This window comes from Shewanella zhangzhouensis (genome assembly GCF_019457615.1).
GTDB classification, from domain to species: domain Bacteria; phylum Pseudomonadota; class Gammaproteobacteria; order Enterobacterales; family Shewanellaceae; genus Shewanella; species Shewanella zhangzhouensis.
This window is the reverse complement of the sequence record NZ_CP080414.1, coordinates 3818235-3838419: the sequence shown is the minus strand read 5'-3', so window position 1 is coordinate 3838419 and position 20185 is coordinate 3818235. Positions and strand designations below refer to the sequence as shown.

Sequence of the window (20185 nt, the reverse complement as noted above, 5' to 3'; positions counted from 1 at the left end):
TTCAGGTAGAAAGCTTTTCTATCAGGTTATCCGGTGATTTACCACCCTGATTATCCGGATATGAGAAGGGGGCTTTGTTAATTAACTATAGCCTGAATTGCTCACCCAAGTACACTGCACGCACCTGCTGATTGTCGAGGATTTCGGCAGGGGTGCCTTCGGCAATCAAATCGCCATGGCTGACGATATAGGCTTTTTCGCACACATCGAGGGTTTCCCTCACATTGTGGTCGGTGATAAGCACTCCGAGGCCACGATTCTTGAGTTGCTCGATAATCTTTTTGATATCGATAACGGAAATCGGGTCGACCCCGGCGAAGGGCTCATCCAGCAGGATAAATCTGGGGTTGGCGGCAAGTGCCCGGGCAATCTCGACCCGGCGACGTTCACCCCCTGACAGTGACATGCCCAGATTGTCACGGATGTGGGTGATGTGGAACTCTTCCAGCAGCTGCTCCAGCGACTCTTCACGCTCATCGGCGTTCAGCTCTTTGCGCATCTGCAGCACAGCCATGATGTTATCGCGCACCGACAGCTTGCGGAAGATGCTGGCTTCCTGTGGCAGGTAGCCAATGCCTTTGCGTGCGCGCAGGTGCATGGGATCCAGCGTCAGGTCATCATCGTTGATGTGTATGCTGCCCTTGTCGCTCTGTACCAGGCCTACCACCATGTAAAAAGTGGTGGTTTTACCGGCCCCATTGGGGCCCAGCAAGCCGACAACCTGGCCGGTATTTACGGTGAGGCTGACGTTTTTGACAACCTGGCGGTTTTTGTAACTCTTGGCGAGATTACTGGCCTTCAGGGTCAGTTGGGTCATTGCTGCTTCTCTTGCTGAGGTTGCTCAGTAGTGCCCTTATCCTGCAGCTCCTGCTGGTAATTTTCGGGCTTGATGATGGTGATAACCCGGTCGTCTTTTTTACCGCTGCTTTGGGAAGTGAGCTGCTGCTTTTCGATATCGTAAACGATGGAGTCGGCGCTGACCTGGCTGCCATCCTGCTCGACCTTGGCATTGCCTTTGAGGCTCATAACGCGACTGTCGATGTTGTAGCTGATTTCGGTGGCACTGGCATGCACGGTACGGCCATCTTCCACCTGCTGGCTGTAGGTGGCTGGGTTACCCTTGGCAAGCAGAATACGTCTGCCGCTTTTCTCGTCGGTGAACGAGCTCAGTTCATCAGCCTTGAGCATCAGGCTGCCCTGGGTCAGGGTAACCGGGCCTTCATAAACGATGCGCTTGTTTTTCAGATCGGCATAACTGTTGGCCGCGGCAATTTTTACTTCCTGGCTCAAATCAAACTTGGTGTTGGCCAAAGCCACAGCGCTGCAGGTGCAAAGCAGCACCAGAATGAGCGACTTATTTAGGTTCATAGGTTCCCTTAATCTTGCTTAAGAGCTTAACTTCTTTGGCATTGAGATCAGCATAGAGGCCATGGCCGCTCAAGTGGAAGTTATTGCCGCTGATAATAATTTCTTTGTCGGAGGTGAGGATCATCGTCTTGAGATCCAACTCCAGGTAACTGGTATTGAGCTGCTGCAGCGGCTCGTCTATGGTCAGGGCCTCAATCAGTACTTCTTCTTCGAGCATGACCTTATCGCTGGCCTTGTCCAGTCTGCCGGTTTTGGCGGTGAGACGCCATTCACCCTGGCCATCTTCGGGAAACAGGGTGTAAACAGGCTGAGTAAACAGAGTTTGCGCATCACCATCGAAGTGTTCCATGTAGGAGGCGCTGACGCGGCTTTCCAACTTGCCCTCGGCGTTGTAACTGATACTGCGAAGGTCGGTTGCCACGTAATCAGGCTTTTGCACACTGTCTGTGAGCTGAGGTTGACTGGCCTTTTTGCTTTGCACCTGCCAGTAGAGCGTCAGCGCGGTGCCGAACAGCAAAATGATGGCGAGTGTGACCCGATTCATACGCTCATCCCGTGGGCCGAATCGAACTTATCCTGGCTAATCAGCAAGAGATCGGCGAGTTCTCTGAGGGCTCCATGCCCACCGGGTAGCGTAGTGACCATGTCGGCGTGTTGGCGAACAAAGGGATGACCATCGGCGACACAAACCCCGAGTCCCACTGCTTTCATCACAGGTAAATCCACCATGTCATCACCAATGTATGCCACTTCGGCCCCATTGACGCCATAGAGGCCAAGTAACTCTTCATAAGGCACGAACTTGTTATCAACGCCCTGATAGATATGGGCGACCCCGAGGGCCGTCATGCGGTGTTCCACAATCTGGGATTTGCGCCCGGTGATCACAGCCACCGCGATACCCGCACCCTGGAGGGCTTTAACGCCATAGCCGTCACGGGTATGAAATGCCTTCAGCTCTTCCCCCTGATTGCCAAGGTAAATGCGGCCATCGGAGAAGACCCCATCTACGTCACAAATGAGCAGCTTGATACCTTTGGCCTTGTTCCAGATGGCATCATCAATGGGGCCGTAGAGTCCTTGGTGCATCAGATAACCCCTGCTTTAACCATGTCCAGCATGTTGAGCGCGCCGATTGGGCGTCGCTGGGTGTCAATCACAATCAGGCCGTTGATATTTTTTTCATCCATGAGTTTAAGAGCTTCGGCAGCCAGCATGTGCTCACCAATGGTGATGCAATTGCGGGTCATCACATCGGCAATACTGGTTTGACGCAGGTTAATCTGCGCATCAATCACCCGGCGCAGGTCACCGTCGGTAAAGATGCCTTCCAGGGCACCTGAAGCATTCACTATCGCCGTCATCCCCAGGCCTTTCTTGGAGATTTCATACAGGGCATCGGTAATGCAAATATCGTCATGCACCAGTGGCAGCTCGTCCCCTTTATGCATGACATCACTGACATGCAGCAGCAACTTGCGGCCCAGAGCGCCACCGGGATGTGACATGGCAAAATCGTCCTTGGTGAAACCTTTGGCCTGCAGCAGTGCAACTGCCAGGGCATCCCCCATCACCAGGGTCGCCGTGGTGGATGATGTCGGTGCCAGCCCCAGGGGGCAGGCTTCTTCCGGCACCTTGATACACAGGTGCAAAAGCGAATGCTTGGCCATGGTGGACTCAGGCTTGCCTGTCATGGAGATGATAGGAATACCACGGCGTTTAATCACGGGCATCAGGGTGAGTATTTCACTGGACTCACCGGAGTTGGAGATGGCCAGCACTATGTCGTTGTCGCTGAGCACGCCCAAATCGCCGTGGCTTGCTTCCCCCGGATGCACAAAAAACGCCGGGGTGCCGGTACTGGCCAGGGTGGCGGAAATCTTGTTGCCAATGTGGCCGGATTTGCCCATGCCCATCACGATAACCTTGCCGGTGCAGCGCAGGATAAGCTCGCAGGCGTCGGCGAAGGCATCACTGTCGACAAACTGGTACAGGTTGTCCAGTGCTGCTTTTTCGATGTCGATAACCTTGCTGCCCCATTGGCGCAGTTGCTTTCTGTCTACCATATCTGTCTCTCTGTCTGTGCCGGTTTAAACCGACAGATCAGGGTCAGTGTGCCTGGAACAGCACGTACTGATAACCGATAAATATCACCAGGAATAAACCGCCGTGCCAGCGTTTGAGTTCGCGGTCTTTGCCGCTTAAAAGCACAAAGAGCGCCAACGCTATGCTTGTGGCTATTACCATGTAAAGGTCGCGGCTGACGGCCTGGGCATCGACTACGCCTGGGGCGATGATGCCGGGCAGCGCGAGAACAGCCAGGATGTTGAACATGTTTGAACCAACAATGTTGCCAATTGCCAGGTCATCTTCTTTTTTCAGTGCACTGGCCACACAGGCAGCAAGCTCAGGCAGACTGGTACCCACGGCGATAATCGTCAGGCCGATAATCAGGTCCGACAGGCCGTAGTATTTTGCGATGCCTACTGCGCCATCCACCATCCAATCTGCAGACAGCGGCAAAAGTATTATGCCCACAACCAGCCAAATCAGTGCCTTGGAAGTAGGGACATCTTTGGGGATCTCTTCATCGGCTTCAGCCGCCAGGGGGTCGGGGTCCTTGTTGGTCAGGGCGTGCCAGATGAGATACAGCATCAGCAGTAAAAAAGCGCCCATGAGTACCCAACCCTCGGTGCGGGTGAGCATACCATCATGGAGGAAATAACCTGCCAGCGCCGTGGCAGCCAGCATCATGGGAATTTCCCGCTTGAGGGTTTGTGAGCTGACGGCAATGGCGCCAATCATGGCAGTTAAGCCCAAAATCAGGGTGATGTTGGCGACGTTGGAGCCCAAAACGTTGCCCACAGCGGTATCGCGCATGCCATCCATAGAGGCGGTGGCGGCCACAAACATTTCAGGGGCGGAACTGCCCATGGCAACAATTGTCAGACCAATGAGCATAGGGGGCAGGCCCAGATTTCGGGCGAAGGCCGCGGCGCCGTAAACAAATTTGTCGGCGCTCCATACCAAAACCGCCAGACCCGCAACAAGCATTAAGATGTTGAGTAACATTTATTGACAAAATCCATGAATACCAAGGCGCATTTTCGCTGGAAATCGGGCAAATTAAAAGTATCAGGGGCGGGAAGTGTGTAAGCGGTTGTCCCAATCCCGGCAATTCCGTACAATTTGCCCTCTTCAAACTGGTGCCAGGATGGCCGAATGTCACTTCATCTCAAGCGCAGGGATCCACAATGAATCATGAGTCCGACGTATTGGTCGAAATCCGCAATTTGGGTTTCAGCCGCGGCGAACGTGTCATCTATGAAGATATCAGCCTGTCTATTCCCAAGGGGAAGGTGACTGCCATCATGGGCCCCAGCGGCATTGGCAAAACTACCCTGTTGAAGCTGATGGCCGGGCAATTGGTGCCGGATCACGGTGAGGTCTTGTTTGACGGCGTGAATATTCACGATATCAGCCGAAGTGAACTCTTTGAGCTGCGTAAACGTATGAGCATGTTGTTCCAAAGTGGCGCCCTCTTTACCGACATGAATGTGTTCGACAACATCGCCTTTGCGCTGCGGGAACACTCAGGGCTGGATGAAGCCATTATTCGCCGTATCGTGCTGATGAAACTCGAAGCCGTGGGCCTCAGGGGCGCGGCCATGTTAATGCCAAGCGAACTCTCGGGCGGTATGCAGCGCAGGGTTGCCTTGGCACGGGCCATTGCCCTCGAGCCGGAAATGGTGATGTACGATGAACCCTTTGCCGGCCAGGATCCCATTTCCATGGGGGTGCTGGTTAAGCTCATCCGTGAGCTGTCCGATGCCCTGAATCTGACCTCTGTAGTGGTGTCCCACGACGTGGGGGAGGTGCTGGGCATTGCTGACTATGTCTATGTGATTGCGGAAAAGCGCATTATCGCTCAAGGCACTCCGGCAGAACTCAAGGCATCCCATGACCCCAGATTGCGGCAGTTTATCGGTGGCGAGCCCGATGGCCCTGTGCCTTTTCATTATCCTGCCAACGATTATATGAAGGAGTTAGCCGGTGGCGTTAATTGACGCAGTTGCACGCCTGGGGCGTGGCGCCATAAATCAGGTGGCCGGCATGGGCCGGGCGGGCGTGATGTTGTGGGGCGCCATCTTTTCCGTCCCAAAACCCCGAAAAGGTTTTCCGCTGCTGATTAAGCAGCTTTATGTGGTTGGTGTGCAGTCGCTGATCATTATTTTGGTATCAGGCCTCTTTATTGGCATGGTGCTGGCGCTGCAGGGGTACACCATTCTGGTGGATTTTGGCACCGAAGAAAGCCTGGGCCCCATGGTCGCGCTCAGTTTGCTGCGGGAGCTGGGGCCTGTGGTCACGGCACTGCTGTTTGCCGGACGGGCGGGGTCGGCGCTGACCGCTGAGATTGGCCTGATGAAGAGCACTGAGCAGCTCTCAAGCCTCGAAATGATGGCTGTTGATCCACTGCGGCAAATTATCGCGCCCCGATTCTGGGCCGGTGTGATCAGCATGCCGCTTTTGGCGCTGATGTTTACCGCTGTGGGTATTTGGGGCGGTCATATCGTGGGTGTGGAGTGGAAAGGCATCGACAATGGTGCCTTCTGGTCGATTTTGCAGGCATCGGTTGAGTGGCGTCAGGACATAGTAAACTGTTTGATTAAAAGCCTGGTGTTTGCCGTGGTGGTGACCTGGATTGCCCTTTACCGCGGTTATGAAGTGGTGCCGAACCCGGAAGGGATCAGTAAGGCCACTACGTCTACTGTGGTGCAATCGAGTCTTGCCGTATTGGCATTGGATTTTTTGCTGACCGCCCTCATGTTTGGCTAATGCCAGGCGTTCAGCTTGCTGCAAGGAGTGAAACTTTAGCATGTTGTCACGGAAAGTTGAGATTTGGGTTGGTCTGTTCCTGCTTGCGGGCATCGCCGCCTTTTTGGTGTTGGTCTTTAAGGTGGCCAATGTTGAGGTGCAGGCAGGGAATAGCAGCTACACCCTCTATGCCAGATTTGCCAATGTGGGCGGTCTGAAGGTGCGCTCACCGGTGAAAGTTGGTGGTGTGGTAGTGGGACGGGTCAGTAAGATTGAACTCGACCCCGAGCGGCTGGTTGCCGTGGTCAGCCTGTCAATGGACGGCCGCTATCGCAATTTTCCGGAAACCAGCAGCTTATCTATCCTCACCTCCGGCTTGCTGGGTGAACAATTCCTGGGATTAACCCCCGGGTTTGTGGATGACGATATTGCCATGTTGAAAGACGGTGACCGTATTGCCGACACCAAATCGGCACTGGTTCTGGAAGATCTGATAGGCCAGTTCCTTTACAGCATGGGTTCCAAGGATTAATCGGGAGAATCACGATGTTTAGAGCAGTACTCACGTTAATTGTCAGCCTCTTCTGTATTCAGGTGCAGGCAGAAGTCGTGGACAACAAAAACCCCTACGACATGATCCAGGTGGTGGCTGACAAAACCTTCAAACGTTTCCATGCCGACAAGGCCAAAATCGATGCCGATGCCAATCATCTCAAGGTGATAGTGCGCGAAGAACTGATGCCTTATGTGGATACCAAATATGCATCTTACAAGGTACTGGGGCAGTATATTAAAGAGACCACCGAAGATGAGCGCAGCCGCTTCGTTGAGGCCTTCGAAGGTTATCTGGTGACGACTTACGCCCAGGCGTTTACCGAATACACCAATCAAACGGTGGAATATGCTCCGGCAGTGGACTTCAAAGACGAGAAGATTGTGGACGTGAATGTGCGCATCATTGAGTCGGGCCGTCCGCCCATCAAGCTGCTGTTCAAGGCCCGTCGCCTCAAAGACGACAGCTGGAAAGCCTTCGACCTGGTGGCCGAAGGGGTGAGCCTGCTGCAGTCCAAACAGTCAGAAATCACCGGGCTTATTCGCCAAAAAGGCATAGAGCAGGTGATAGTGATGCTTAACGAAAAGGCTGCCACATCTGTGTCCAAGGGCACCAAGGCGGCAGCCAATTGATTACCCTGACCCAGCAAGGGAACACGCTGGCGGTGGCCGGTCGTTTGGATGCGGCCGTCGTCAAACAGCTGTGGCCGGAGGTCGCCACTTTAGTGCCAGCGGACACATCCTGTTTGGATTTGCGGCAATTGTCCTACAGTGACAGTGCCGGTGTCGCATTTTTGCTGGAATTATGGCAACGTGCCCATAGCCGTGGCCAGAGTATTACCATGATGTCTCCATCGTCTCAGCTTGGTAAACTCATCGCCCTTTATGATTTAGAAGCCTTCTTCGTGGAAGAAGCCTAGCGCAACTAAGGTTCAGTTCATTCATGGATTGCAAACAGATTGAAGAGATTTTGACCCAGGCTTTGGGTCTTGAGGAAGTGCATGTGACTTCCGATGGCAGCCACTATCAGGTCGTGGCGGTAGGTGAGTGTTTTGACGGCATGAGCCGAATCAAACAGCAGCAGGCTATTTACGCTCCCCTGATGGATCAAATCACCAGCGGTGCCCTGCATGCACTCAGCATCAAAACCTTCACGCCAACCCAATGGAAGCGTGAAAAAATCTTCAACATGCCGCTCTAAGCAAGAGAGATATCGTGGATAAGCTTTCTATTCAGTCTGGCGGTCCTCTTGCCGGGACTGTGGTTATTTCCGGTGCCAAAAATGCCGCGCTGCCTATTTTGATGGCAGGGGTACTGGCCGAGTCCCCATTTGTTTTGACCAATGTGCCAAGCCTGCGCGACGTGGATACCAGCTGTAAGCTGCTGCGTTGCCTGGGGGCTGAAGTCACTCAGGATGGCGATCACATCACCATTGACTCGTCGCGTATCGATCATTTCGTTGCGCCCTACGAGTTGGTGAAAACCATGCGCGCTTCAATTTTGATTTTGGGCCCACTGCTTGCCCGCTTCGGTACTGCCGATGTGTCTCTACCAGGTGGCTGCGCCATTGGTGCTCGTCCGGTGAACTTGCATCTGCATGGTCTGGAACAGATGGGTGCCAAAATCGAGGTCAAAGAGGGTTATATCAAGGCTCGGGTAGACGGTCGTCTCAAGGGCGCCCATATCTTTATGGATATGGTGAGCGTGGGCGCTACCGAAAACCTGCTGATGGCTGCAGCCCTGGCTGATGGCGTGACCGTGATTGAAAACGCGGCTCGTGAGCCTGAGGTTATCGACCTTGCCAACTGTCTGGTGGCCATGGGCGCTCAAATCAGTGGTATCGGCACCGCCACGCTCAAAATCACCGGCGTTGAGCGTTTGAATGGATGTGATTACCGTGTGATGCCCGATCGTATCGAAACCGGTACCTTCCTGGTGGCCGCCGCAGTGACCCGTGGTCGAATCCGCTGCGAAAATGCTGACCCATCTTCCCTTGAGTCAGTGCTCGCCAAGCTCGAAGATGCAGGCGCCGACATCAACACCGGCGATGATTGGATTGAGCTGGACATGCATGGTAAACGCCCCAAAGCGGTCAACATTAAAACCGCACCTTATCCGGCGTTTCCTACCGACATGCAGGCGCAGTTTTGTGTACTCAACTGCCTGGCCGAAGGTACTGGCACTATCACAGAGACCATCTTCGAAAACCGCTTTATGCACGTGCCTGAGCTGATGCGTATGGGCGCCAATATGGAGCTGGAAGGTCACACCTGCATAGTACACGGTGTTGAGCGCTTGAGTGGTGCCCAAGTCATGGCTACCGATTTGCGTGCCTCTGCAAGCCTGGTGATTGCCGGTTTAATGGCTGATGGTACTACACTGGTAGACCGTATCTATCACCTGGATCGTGGCTACGAGCACATTGAGACCAAGTTCGAAGGCTTGGGTGGCAAGGTCGTTCGGGTGAAGTAAGCTTCATCTTTAAGCAATGAAAACCGCCTTGACCGGCGGTTTTTTTGTTATAGGATGGTTGCATATTTGTTTTTGTCGGAGTCAGGGAAATGATGAAAATCGCAAGGTGGGCGGTACCGGCACTCTTATTGGTTGCGGCGCTGCTGAGCTATCTCGCCGGTGCCACGCTGCCATCCATGGTATTGGTAGCACTGGGAGTGTGCCTGGAAATGGCTTTCTGGGTCAGGCTGGTGGATGTTGCCAGCCCGTCAAAGGAGCCTTGAGCTCCGGCAGAGCATCCTAGTTGGCGTGCTAATGTACGTGTATTGTGCTCACGTATTGATAAGATAAAAAATCCCGGTCACTGGCCGGGATTTCTGTCTGAGGTTTACTATCCTGCGGTTAGTTATACTCGGTCGCCTTCTCGCCGATGATCACGGGTAAGGTGTAAGCCTTGCCCTGGCGAATGATGGTCATCTCCACCTCAGTACCGGGTTTGGTTTCGGCAATGCGGTCCATCAGCATTTCAGCACTGACTACACTTTCACCACCATACTCGATAATCACATCCCTCGGCTGCATTTGGGCATTCGCTGCCGGGCCATTGCGATCGACACCCGTTACCAGTACGCCGCGCACTTCCTGCATTTTCAGCACCTGTGCCATAAAGGGCGTCAGCGCCTCACCGGAAATCCCCAGGGCGCCACGGATCACGCGGCCGTGTTCGATGAGTTTGCCCATGATGGAGTAGGCGAGGCGGATGGGAATTGCAAAGCTGATGCCGTGCCCACCGCCTTCACCACCTATTTGGTAGGCGGCGGTATTGATGCCTATCACATCGCCATTGGTATCAATCAGGGCGCCACCAGAGTTGCCTGCGTTAATGGCCGCATCGGTCTGCAAAAAGTCCTGATAACCGGAACTCAAACCGTTACGGCCTGTGGCACTGATGATGCCCTGGGTAATGGTTTGACCCAGGTTATAGGGATTGCCGATGGCCAGCACCACGTCACCCACCTGGGGTGGGGTGGTGAGGTTAAGTGGCACCACAGGCAATTTGTCCCCTTCAATCTTGAGTACACTCAAGTCGGTTTCCGGATCCGACCCAACAACTTCGGCGCTGAAACGACGACCATCCTGCAGGGCGATGACAATTTCATCTGCCTTCTTGATAACGTGGTAGTTGGTGAGGATGTAGCCTTCCTTGCTGATGATCACCCCTGAGCCCAGCCCCTGGAGCGCGCCACTGTTGAGCGGTTGGCGTTGATCTATGCTGATGTTGTATATGTTGGCGACAGCGGGTGCTGCGCGTCTGACGGCCTTGGCAAAGGAAAGTTCGCTGCCACCGTTGCCACGATCCCGGAACAGGTTGCCATGGTCGTTACCCAGGTAGTTTTGCGCGAGAAGAAACACGACGGCCATCACTAAGCCAAAGAGCACGGCTTTGCCTAAATAGAGTAAAGCGCTTTTCATTGGGGTGATTCGAATTGTAAAAAAGTTGAACTAGATTATCACGTTTCAAAACAATAAGCCCAGCGGGAGGCTGGGCTTATGACCGGGGACGTGGCTTATCTCAACACGAGGTAACGGATGCTCTTTCCGCGCAGCACTTTCAGGGCAGCAGCGCCATCCTGCTCTTTCAGCTGTTCTCTGAGCTCTTTTAAGTCTTTCACAGCGGTGCGATTGACGCCCACAATGATGTCACCCTTGCGAAGGCCGCTCAGGGCGGCGGGGGAGCCTTCCTGTACTTCCATGATTTCCACCCCTTTAGAGGTGCTTTCGAGATTCGCACCGGCCAGCTGAGGGTGTAACTCATCAGCGGACGCCGTTTGATTGGACGCTTCACCCAGAGTGACCTTCACGGTCTTGTTTTTGCCGTCGCGAATAATGCCAAGCTCTACCTTGGCACCGGCGCCCAGCGTGCCTATTTTGGCGCGCAGTTCCTGGAAGCTCTTAATCTTGCGACCATCAACGCTGATGATAATGTCACCGGCCTTGATGCCTGCATCGTCGGCGGCGCTGTCCGGCATGACTTCATTCACAAAGGCGCCGTGCTGGGAGTCCAGACCAAAGCCTTCGGCGAGTTTACTGTCGAGCTCACGGCCGGAGATGCCGAGCACACCGCGGCGCACTTCACCATGTTCAATGATCTGATCCACCAGTGAATGCATCATGTTGGCGGGAATTGCAAAACCGATGCCCACGTTACCGCCGCCGGGGGCAACAATGGCGGTGTTGATACCAATCAGCTCTCCTCGCAGGTTCACCAGTGCGCCGCCTGAGTTACCGCTGTTGATGGCGGCGTCGGTTTGGATAAAGTTCTCCAGCATTTCGATACCCAGACCACTGCGGCCCAAGGCCGATACTATGCCGGAGGTCACGGTTTGGCCCAGACCAAAGGGGTTACCGATGGCCACGGCGAAGTCACCCACATGGATGGCATCTGAGTCGGCCGACTTAATCTCCGTCAGCTTGTCGGCCTTGATTTGAAGCAACGCGATATCGGATTCACTGTCGCTGCCAATCAGCTTGGCTTCAAATTCGCGGCCATCGAGCAAACCAATCTGTATGGTGTCGGCGCCATCAATTACGTGGTTATTGGTGACGATATAACCCTTGTCTGCGTCGATAATCACGCCCGAGCCCAAGCCACGAAACGGACGCTCACGTACCTGCTCCTGGGGGGCATTGGGGCCGAAGAAATAGCGGAATACATCGGGGACGCGCTGCTTGGATACATGGGTACCCGATACGGCAACCGAGACCACGGCCGGCGTGGCTTTTTCCAACATGGGCGCAAGGCTTGGCAGCTGCTGCCCGTCAACGGCTACCGGCAAAGAAGCATAAGCGGGTAGGGTGCCGAGGGTCAGGGTCGCACCTAAAATAGCGGCGGATACGAGGGAGAGTTTTGCTTTCATCTTAGTCATTGCTCCAATTCGGGGATCGGTTTCAAAGTGACAGGCTTGGCACTTGTATAACCCTTCCGACCCGGGTGTAACAACAAAGTTCGTTACGATTAACAAAGGTTAATACGCCTTTCATCTGCTCTTTCGAAGGAGCATTCAGGCGACTTTTGTCGGGTGCTTCGGCTATTACCTTGGTCGCCCCGGCATGTTAACATTCACCCAATTTCATATATGTCCCCCAGAGAATAATTCAAGTGTCACAACTGACCCCCTGGCAGCATTATCAACAGGACTTGTTAAAAGATGGCTTTTCCCACGACCCGGCCCAGGAGCAGGCGGTAAAGGCGTTGCAAAAGGTGTACGAAGAGCTCATTGCCAGTGCGCCGGCAGTCGGGCTCTTAGGTCGCCTTGGCAGTAAATTGGGATTCGGTAAAAAGCCCTATGTCAGAGGGCTCTATCTGTGGGGCGGTGTTGGCCGTGGTAAAACCTACCTGATGGACACCTTTTACGAAGCCTTGCCCTTTGACGCCAAGCTCAGGGCACACTTCCACCGTTTTATGCATCAGGTACATCTGGATCTCGATCGTCTCAAGGGCACCCGCGATCCTTTAGTGGTGATTGCCAAAGAGATGGCTGCCAAGGTTCGGGTGATTTGTTTTGATGAGTTTTTCGTCTCGGATATCACAGACGCCATGTTGCTTGGCACCCTGTTTGAAGCCCTGTTTGATGAAGGCGTAGTACTGGTTGCCACCTCTAATATCATCCCCGATGACCTGTATCGCAACGGGCTGCAGCGTGCGCGCTTTTTGCCGGCGATAGCACTGATTAACCGCCACTGCGCCGTACTGAATGTAGACTCAGGCATCGACTATCGCCTGCGCACGCTGGAGCAGGCCGAGATTTACCACTTTCCCCTGGATGCCCAGGCTGAGACCAACCTGCTTAAGTATTTCGACCAACTGACGCCGGAGTCTGAAGTACAGACTGCTCCCATTGAAGTTGAAGGGCGTCAGCTGAGCATTCGCAAGCAAGCTCAGGGCGTGCTGCTGGCCGATTTCCGTGCCCTGTGTGATGGGCCACGCAGTCAGCGTGACTATATGGAGCTGGCAAGGCTTTATCACACTGTGTTGCTGTCGGGCGTCGAGCAGATGGGTGCCAGGGAAACCGGTGATGATATTGCCCGCCGGTTCCTGGCGTTGGTGGATGAGTTTTACGAGCGCCACGTGAAGCTCATCATTTCTGCTGAGGTTGCCCTGGAAGATATCTACAGCGAAGGTCTTCTCAGTTTTGAGTTTCGCCGCTGCCGTTCCCGCTTAATTGAAATGCAGTCACATGACTACCTGGCGCTGGAGCACCTGCCCTAGAAAAGAAAAGCGAGCGATGGGGGCGCAGACGGCTTGCCCGATCCTACCTTCGTAAAGCGCCAAGCGCCGGATCCTCGCGATCTTTTTAATTTTGATTTGAAAAAGCAGGTGATTTTTAACCCAGCCTTGGATATAATTCGCGACCTGCCCACGTTACCTCCGCCGAAGAGGCGGAAATCAAAGCCGATTTCCCTACTCGAAGGGGTACTGGAAAAGGCAAATGTGTTATCCGGGGTTCGGATAATATGTGTGACAGAATTTAACTTTGGGTTTTTGTAATAATGAAGACTTTTACTGCCAAGCCAGAAACTGTATCTCGTGACTGGTACGTTGTTGACGCCGAAGGTAAGACTCTGGGTCGCATCGCTACTGAAATTGCTAGCCGTCTGCGCGGTAAGCACAAGCCTGAGTACACTCCTCACGTTGACACCGGTGACTACATCATCGTTATCAATGCTGAGAAAGTGACCGTGACTGGCAACAAAGCTGCAGGCAAGATGTACTACTCTCACTCTGGTTTCCCAGGCGGCATCAAAGAAATCAACTTTGAAAAGCTGCAGGCTCACAAGCCAGAAATGATCATCGAGAAAGCAGTCAAGGGTATGTTGCCAAAAGGCCCGCTGGGTCGTGCTATGTTCCGCAAGCTGAAAGTATACGCTGGCGCCGAGCACAACCACGCTGCACAACAACCTCAAGTTCTTGATATCTAAACGGGATTAAGTAAATGGCTGCTACTCAGTACTACGGCACTGGCCGTCGCAAAACTTCTACCGCTCGCGTATTCGCTAAAGTAGGCAGCGGTAACATCATCGTTAACAAGCGTCCTCTGGATGTTTACTTCGGTCGTGAGACTGCTCGTATGGTTGTTCGTCAGCCACTCGAGCTGGTTGAAATGACTGAAAAGCTGGACATCTATGTGACTGTTAAGGGCGGTGGTATCACTGGCCAAGCCGGTGCCATCCGTCACGGTATCACCCGCGCTCTGATGGAGCTGGACGAGTCTCTGCGTCCTACTCTGCGTGCCGCTGGTTTCGTTACCCGTGATGCCCGTCAGGTTGAGCGTAAGAAAGTGGGTCTGCGCAAAGCACGTCGTAGACCACAGTTCTCCAAGCGTTAATTTTCGCTTCGAGTCTGCAAAAAACCCGGCTTTGGCCGGGTTTTTTATTATCTGTCGGTTATTTACGTCAGTTAAATCCAGTAGAAATGGCTGTTTTTGACCAAATTAAAGTAACGGGAATGTAAAAACGCGGTCGTGCCAGCCAGAATTTAGGAAGACTCAGACATTGCAGAGTGTGAACGTGTTGAATAGAGAATAATGTTTGCTTATCAATGTGTTGAATGGCTAAGGTCATTATCAAAACACCAAGGCCTCAAGGAACAATTGATTATTTTTTCATAAATCCCTTGCCCATCCCCCCCTGAAATCTGCTAAAATTCTGCTTTAACCGCAACCTTGCAGCAAACAATGGGCAAAAACGTAGTTGTTCTCGGCACCCAATGGGGTGACGAGGGAAAAGGTAAGATTGTCGACCTTCTCACTGAACAGGCAAAATACGTAGTTCGTTATCAGGGCGGCCACAACGCTGGTCACACTCTGGTAATCGATGGTGTTAAAACCGTTCTCCATCTGATCCCTTCAGGCATCCTGCGCGATAATGTGAAATGCATTATCGGTAACGGTGTTGTGCTGGCTCCAGACGCGCTGATGAAAGAAATCAGCATGCTCAAAGAGCGTGGCGTACCCGTTGAAGATCGCCTGCTGATCTCCGAAGCTTGTCCGCTTATCCTGCCGTTCCACTGTGCAGTGGATATCGCCCGTGAAAAGGCGCGTGGCAATAAGGCTATCGGTACCACTGGTCGTGGTATTGGCCCCGCCTATGAGGACAAGGTTTCACGTCGCGGTCTGCGCGTGGGTGATCTGTTCAATGCTGAGCTCTTCGCTGAGAAACTCAAAGAAGTGATGAAGTATCACAACTTCATGCTGACTGAGTACTATGGCGCCGAAGCCGTTGACTACCAGACAACCCTCGACGATGCACTGGCACTGGCGGATTACCTCAAGTCCATGTGTGTTGACGTGACCGAATTGCTGGATCAGGCCCGCAAAGCCGGTGAAAACATTCTGTTCGAAGGCGCTCAGGGTACACTGCTGGACATCGACCACGGTACTTATCCGTTTGTGACTTCGTCAAACACCACTGCCGGCGGCGTTGCAACCGGAAGCGGTTTTGGTCCATGTCATCTGGACTATGTGCTGGGTATCATGAAGGCCTACACCACTCGCGTGGGTGCCGGTCCTTTCCCTACTGAACTCGAGTGTGAAATTGGTGACCATCTGGGTACCAAGGGCCACGAGTTTGGTGCCACCACTGGCCGTAAGCGTCGTCCAGGTTGGCTCGATGCCGTTGCCATGAAGCGTGCTATCCAGATCAACAGTCTGACCGGTATCTGTCTGACCAAGTTGGACGTACTGGACGGCCTGAAAGAAGTGAAGATCTGTGTGGGTTATCAGCAGCCAGATGGCACTGTAACCACAGTAACTCCTCTTGCCGCTGAAGGTTATGAGTTGGTGACCCCAGTTTATGAAACCCTGCCAGGTTGGAGCGAGAACACCTTCGGTGTGACTTCCATGGATCAGCTGCCACAGGCGGCCGTTAATTACATCAAACGTATCGAAGAGATTTTAGAGACACCAATCGACATCATCTCTACCGGTCCGGACAGAAACGAGACCTTTATCCGGGTCAGTCCGTTTAACTGATGTAGTAAGAGGCCGCGATTAGCGGCCTTTTTTATGTCTGTCTCTTAAGGGGACAGGCTCAAGATTTGAGTTATACTGCCGATAAATTGGTTATTCGCCAGTCCTCGGGATTTCCTTATGTTGCGCCTTTCCTCAGTCTTGTTAATGATAGTTTCACCGGCTCTGATGGCCACCGAGGCCGTAGATGTCTACACTCAGGAGCAACTGTTGTCACTCATTCGCAGTGAACAGCATTTGGTGCGGGTAAAACAGGACGACTGCCAACTGGTGCAGGACATCGAAGCCCATGCCGAGGTACTCAAGCAGCCCCTCTACCAGTTTTTATGGGGGGAGATGTTTATCCATGGAGTATGCATCAAAAAGGATGTACCCCGTGGGCTGCAGTTGCTGAAAGACGCTGCCGGACAGGGCAGCACAGAGGCCATGTTGCAAGTGGCCCGCTATTATGAAGATGGCAAGTATGTGCTTAAAAACAAGCACAGATCGGTACAATATCTGTACCCCGCCGCCGCCAACGGCGACCAAAAGGCGCGCATGATGCTGGTGCGTCTTTACAACGAGGGTTTTGGCAGTCCCAGAGACTACGAGATGGCCTACCATTGGCTGTATAACGAGGCGTTTAATGATCAAAAAACCAAAGATCAAGCCTGGGGACTGCTGCAAAAACTCGAATCTATGATGCCCGCCAGCGCCGTGGCCAGAGCCCGGGGTGAGCATCTTTGGAATTACTGACACCCGGGCAGGGGCCTGGGTGAACTCAATGGAAACTGAATGATTAACGATCCGCATTTTGAGCGTGAACAGGAAAAATACGACAACCCCATCCCCAGCCGGGAATTTATCCTCGAATATTTGAGGTCTCAAACTTCTCCTCAGCCTCGCGACCGTATTGCCGAGGCCCTGAAAATCCATGATGAAGAGCGCCTGGAAGCCCTGCGCCGCCGACTGCGCGCCATGGAGCGTGATGGTGAGCTGGTGTTTACCCGTGGTCAATGTTACGGACTGCCCGAACGCATGGACTTGATGAGTGGTACTGTCCTTGGCCACAAAGATGGCTTTGGCTTTTTCCGCCCCGATAACGGCGGCGACGACCTCTTTATCAACGAGCGCGATATGCAGCTCTACTTCCATGGTGATAAGGTGCTGGCGCAAAAAGCCGGCGTCGACCGCCGTGGTCGCCGCGATGCCCGCATCGTCAGGCTCTTGTCAGAGCGCAGTGCTGCCCTGGTGGGTCGCTTCTATGTTGATGCCGGTATGGCCTTTGTGGTGGCCGATGATAAGCGTATCCCCCATGAGATCCTGATTGCCAACGAAGATAAAAATGGCGCCCGTCATGGCGATGTGGTGGTGATTGAACTCACCCGCCGTCCGGGGCGCTACGTGCGTGCCGGTGGCAAGGTGACCGAAGTTCTGGGTAAGCAGATGGCACCTGGGATGGAAATTGAAATTGCCCTTCGCAATTATGACCTGCCACACCAATGGTCAGCGGTGATTGACAAGAAACTGCGCCGCATTCCGGACTATGTGACCGATGAAGACAAGGAAGGCAGGGTCGATCTGCGTGAACTGCCGCTGGTCACCATCGACGGTGAAGATGCCCGCGATTTTGACGATGCCGTGTATGCCGAGCGTAAGCGTGGTGGCGGCTGGCGCCTGTGGGTTGCCATCGCCGATGTGAGCCATTATGTGCGCACCGATTCGGCACTGGATAAAGAAGCACGCGCCCGGGGTAACTCGGTGTACTTCCCGTCTCAGGTGATCCCCATGCTGCCGGAGAAGCTCTCCAACGGCTTGTGCTCATTGAATCCGGGTGTTGATCGCCTCTGTATGGTGGCTGAGATGACCATCTCCGCCAAGGGGGGGCTGTCGGGTTACAAGTTCTATCCGGCGGTGATGCACTCCCATGCCCGCTTCACCTATACCCAGGTGGCGGCCATGCTGGAAGGCGGCGAGGTGAAGGACGAGCACAAAGCCTTGTTTCCGCATCTTCAGGTGTTGCAGGAGCTGTATCTGTGTCTGGATGAGCAGCGAGCAAGCCGCGGCGCCATTGCCTTTGAGACTCTGGAAACCCAGTTTATTTTCAATGAGCAGCGCAAGATTGACCGCATAGTGCCCCGCGCCCGTAATCAGGCCCACAAGATCATTGAAGAGTGTATGATTTTGGCCAACGTGGCGGCCGCCAAGTTTGTGATTAAACACAAAGGACATGTGCTTTACCGGGTGCACGAGAAGCCGTCTGAGCAAAAACTGACGCAATTTAAAGACTTCCTCGCCGAGCGCGGTTTGTCCATGACCGGTGGTCTCGAGCCCGAGCCAGCCGATTATCAGGCGCTGATGGCACAGGTCGAAGGCAGGCCTGACGCCGAACTGATCCAGGTAATGCTGCTGCGCTCCATGCGTCAGGCCGTTTATACCCCGGATAACGAAGGTCACTTTGGTCTGGCGCTGGAAGCCTACAGCCACTTTACCTCGCCCATCCGCCGCTATCCCGACTTGGTGCTGCACAGGGTTATCCGTTATCTGCTCGCCAAAGAGCAGGGTGAAGCCAGTGAGAAGTGGACCGCCGATGGTGGCTATCACTATCAGATTGAGGAGCTGGATCTCCTCGGTGAAGAGTGCTCCAATACCGAGCGCCGCGCCGATGAAGCGACCCGTGATGTATCCGACTGGCTTAAGTGCGAGTTTATGCAGGACCACGTGGGTGACAGCTTCAGTGGCGTGATTGCCTCTGTGACCAGTTTCGGTCTGTTTGTGCGTCTGGATGAGCTCTTTATCGATGGTCTGGTGCATATCTCCAGCCTGGGAAGCGATTACTTCCAGTACGACCCGCAGCGTCAGCGTCTGATTGGTGAAAACTCCGGTCAGATATATCAGATAGGCGATCCTGTTGCGGTGAAAGTTGCCTCGGTCAATCTGGACGATAGACAGATTGATTTGCAGATGGAAGGTGAGCGACCAGGCCGCAAAAAGGCCGGCAAGAAGCCGATGACCGCCCGGGACAGAGCCAATCTTGAAGGTGCCCGTACAGGTAACGGCAAGGCGGGTAAAGGCGGCAGCGTACGCAGCCAGTTGGCCGGTGGCAAATTGGGTGGCTCAGAGACCAAAAAAAGAGATGCCAAGGCCAAAGACGGTAAGAAATCCAAAAAGGCGGCAGAAGCCAAGCCCAAGGCCGCCAAACGAGTTAAGAGAAAGAAATAAATGAAAAAACAGGAATTGGTGTTTGGCATTCATGCGGTCGAGTCTGTGCTGAAGCACGCCCCCGAGCGTGTGCTGGAGCTGTGGTTGATGACAGGTCGCCAGGACGAACGGGTGCTGCCACTCTTGGAAATCGCCCAAAACTGGGGCATCAAAGCCCAGCAGGCAGCACGTAAAACCCTGGATGAAAAAGCCGAAAGCACACAGCATCAAGGGATTATCATTCGGGTGCGTCCGGCCAAGGTGTTGACCGAAAACGATCTTGAAGCCTTGCTCGATGCCACCGAAACCCCGTTTTTGTTGATCCTTGATGGGGTGACAGACCCTCACAACCTGGGCGCTTGTCTGCGTAACGCCGATGCCGCCGGCGTGCACGGGGTGATAGTGCCCAAGGATAACTCCGCCGGGCTGACACCGACCGTGAGCAAAGTGGCCTGCGGCGCGGCGGAAACCGTTCCCCTGTTTCAGGTGACTAACCTGGCGCGCACCATGAAGCGTATTCAGGAGCGCGGCGTGTGGATTGCCGGTACTGCCGGTGAAGCAGACTCGACCCTGTATGAAGCTAATCTCAAGGGGCCGCTGGCCATTGCCATGGGCGCCGAAGGCAAGGGGCTGAGACGCCTCAGTCGTGAAGGCTGCGATACCCTGATTTCCATCCCGATGGCGGGCAGTGTTTCCAGTCTGAACGTCTCGGTGGCGACCGGTATTTGCTTGTTTGAAGTCGTGCGTCAGCGGCTCGGATAACCTTCACGCCGCAAGGTGCTTATCAAATA

Annotated in this window: 23 protein-coding genes; 15 read left to right on the top strand and 8 right to left on the bottom strand. The window is 53.9% G+C overall.

What is annotated here, in order from left to right; genetic code table 11:
* Positions 1-85: 85 nt before the first annotated feature.
* The 6 genes from lptB to K0H63_RS16895 are packed head-to-tail and all read right to left on the bottom strand — an operon-like array spanning position 86 to position 4440.
* Positions 86-817, bottom strand: coding sequence for an LPS export ABC transporter ATP-binding protein (lptB, locus tag K0H63_RS16920; RefSeq protein ID WP_220065685.1), 732 nt, complete (start codon positions 815-817; stop codon positions 86-88).
* Positions 814-1368 (bottom strand): lipopolysaccharide transport periplasmic protein LptA, encoded by a 555-nt coding sequence (lptA, locus tag K0H63_RS16915; protein WP_220065684.1) that lies wholly within the window; start codon positions 1366-1368, stop codon positions 814-816. Before lptA ends, lptB begins: the two co-directional genes overlap by 4 nt.
* Entirely contained in the window at positions 1355-1912 is a 558-nt protein-coding gene (lptC, locus tag K0H63_RS16910) for an LPS export ABC transporter periplasmic protein LptC (RefSeq protein ID WP_220065683.1), read from the bottom strand. The genes lptA and lptC overlap by 14 nt, the downstream gene beginning before the upstream one ends.
* A complete protein-coding gene (kdsC, locus tag K0H63_RS16905; RefSeq protein ID WP_220067938.1) occupies positions 1909-2460 on the bottom strand; it encodes a 3-deoxy-manno-octulosonate-8-phosphatase KdsC in 552 nt (183 codons plus the stop codon). The genes lptC and kdsC overlap by 4 nt, the downstream gene beginning before the upstream one ends.
* Positions 2457-3434 carry a KpsF/GutQ family sugar-phosphate isomerase gene (locus tag K0H63_RS16900; protein ID WP_220065682.1) on the bottom strand — a complete coding sequence of 326 codons (978 nt, stop codon included), beginning with the start codon at positions 3432-3434 and terminating at the stop codon, positions 2457-2459. Before K0H63_RS16900 ends, kdsC begins: the two co-directional genes overlap by 4 nt.
* A gap of 43 nt (positions 3435-3477) precedes the next feature.
* Positions 3478-4440, bottom strand: coding sequence for a calcium/sodium antiporter (locus K0H63_RS16895; protein WP_220065681.1), 963 nt, complete (start codon positions 4438-4440; stop codon positions 3478-3480).
* Positions 4441-4622: 182 nt separating this feature from the next.
* On the opposite strand from K0H63_RS16895, the gene mlaF reads away from it, so the two are divergent.
* The 8 genes from mlaF (at position 4623) to K0H63_RS16855 (ending at position 9470) form a co-directional block, all read left to right on the top strand.
* Positions 4623-5435, top strand: coding sequence for a phospholipid ABC transporter ATP-binding protein MlaF (mlaF, locus tag K0H63_RS16890; RefSeq protein ID WP_220065680.1), 813 nt, complete (start codon positions 4623-4625; stop codon positions 5433-5435).
* A gap of 46 nt (positions 5436-5481) precedes the next feature.
* Positions 5482-6204, top strand: coding sequence for a lipid asymmetry maintenance ABC transporter permease subunit MlaE (mlaE, locus tag K0H63_RS16885; protein ID WP_408733398.1), 723 nt, complete (start codon positions 5482-5484; stop codon positions 6202-6204).
* A gap of 40 nt (positions 6205-6244) precedes the next feature.
* Positions 6245-6715, top strand: a complete 471-nt coding sequence (mlaD, locus tag K0H63_RS16880) for an outer membrane lipid asymmetry maintenance protein MlaD (RefSeq protein ID WP_011761186.1) — start codon at positions 6245-6247, stop codon at positions 6713-6715.
* A 14-nt stretch (positions 6716-6729) separates the two neighbouring features.
* Positions 6730-7368 carry an MlaC/ttg2D family ABC transporter substrate-binding protein gene (locus K0H63_RS16875; protein ID WP_220065678.1) on the top strand — a complete coding sequence of 213 codons (639 nt, stop codon included), beginning with the start codon at positions 6730-6732 and terminating at the stop codon, positions 7366-7368.
* Positions 7365-7655 (top strand): STAS domain-containing protein, encoded by a 291-nt coding sequence (locus tag K0H63_RS16870; protein ID WP_220065677.1) that lies wholly within the window; start codon positions 7365-7367, stop codon positions 7653-7655. The genes K0H63_RS16875 and K0H63_RS16870 overlap by 4 nt, the downstream gene beginning before the upstream one ends.
* Before the next feature lie 23 nt (positions 7656-7678).
* Positions 7679-7936, top strand: a complete 258-nt coding sequence (locus K0H63_RS16865; protein ID WP_203324984.1) for a BolA family protein — start codon at positions 7679-7681, stop codon at positions 7934-7936.
* Between the two features lie 14 nt (positions 7937-7950).
* On the top strand, positions 7951-9207 hold the full coding sequence (murA, locus tag K0H63_RS16860) for a UDP-N-acetylglucosamine 1-carboxyvinyltransferase (RefSeq protein WP_220065676.1): 1257 nt from the start codon (positions 7951-7953) through the stop codon (positions 9205-9207).
* An 89-nt stretch (positions 9208-9296) separates the two neighbouring features.
* Positions 9297-9470: a hypothetical protein gene (locus K0H63_RS16855; protein WP_220065675.1), complete on the top strand. Its 174-nt coding sequence runs from the start codon at positions 9297-9299 to the stop codon at positions 9468-9470.
* 118 nt (positions 9471-9588) lie between these two features.
* Here K0H63_RS16855 and degS read toward each other — a convergent pair whose 3' ends face one another.
* Positions 9589-10659, bottom strand: coding sequence for an outer membrane-stress sensor serine endopeptidase DegS (gene degS / locus K0H63_RS16850; protein ID WP_220065674.1), 1071 nt, complete (start codon positions 10657-10659; stop codon positions 9589-9591).
* Positions 10660-10754: 95 nt separating this feature from the next.
* The gene (locus K0H63_RS16845; protein ID WP_220065673.1) at positions 10755-12104 is read right to left on the bottom strand and encodes a DegQ family serine endoprotease; all 1350 of its coding nucleotides are present in this window, start codon (positions 12102-12104) and stop codon (positions 10755-10757) included.
* A gap of 242 nt (positions 12105-12346) precedes the next feature.
* Between K0H63_RS16845 and zapE the strand changes: the two genes are divergently transcribed.
* The 7 genes from zapE to rlmB all read left to right on the top strand — a co-directional run bounded on the left by zapE (position 12347) and on the right by rlmB (position 20156).
* Positions 12347-13456, top strand: a complete 1110-nt coding sequence (zapE, locus tag K0H63_RS16840; protein WP_220065672.1) for a cell division protein ZapE — start codon at positions 12347-12349, stop codon at positions 13454-13456.
* A 281-nt stretch (positions 13457-13737) separates the two neighbouring features.
* Complete coding sequence (gene rplM, locus K0H63_RS16835) at positions 13738-14166, top strand: 50S ribosomal protein L13 (protein ID WP_011761178.1); 429 nt, start codon at positions 13738-13740, stop codon at positions 14164-14166.
* Positions 14167-14180: 14 nt separating this feature from the next.
* Positions 14181-14573: a 30S ribosomal protein S9 gene (gene rpsI, locus K0H63_RS16830; protein ID WP_011761177.1), complete on the top strand. Its 393-nt coding sequence runs from the start codon at positions 14181-14183 to the stop codon at positions 14571-14573.
* A gap of 348 nt (positions 14574-14921) precedes the next feature.
* Positions 14922-16217 (top strand): adenylosuccinate synthase, encoded by a 1296-nt coding sequence (locus K0H63_RS16825; RefSeq protein ID WP_220065671.1) that lies wholly within the window; start codon positions 14922-14924, stop codon positions 16215-16217.
* Between the two features lie 117 nt (positions 16218-16334).
* A complete protein-coding gene (locus K0H63_RS16820; protein ID WP_220065670.1) occupies positions 16335-16949 on the top strand; it encodes a tetratricopeptide repeat protein in 615 nt (204 codons plus the stop codon).
* A 39-nt stretch (positions 16950-16988) separates the two neighbouring features.
* Entirely contained in the window at positions 16989-19415 is a 2427-nt protein-coding gene (rnr, locus tag K0H63_RS16815) for a ribonuclease R (protein WP_220065669.1), read from the top strand.
* Entirely contained in the window at positions 19416-20156 is a 741-nt protein-coding gene (rlmB, locus tag K0H63_RS16810; RefSeq protein WP_220065668.1) for a 23S rRNA (guanosine(2251)-2'-O)-methyltransferase RlmB, read from the top strand. It begins immediately after the preceding gene.
* Positions 20157-20185 lie beyond the last annotated feature (29 nt).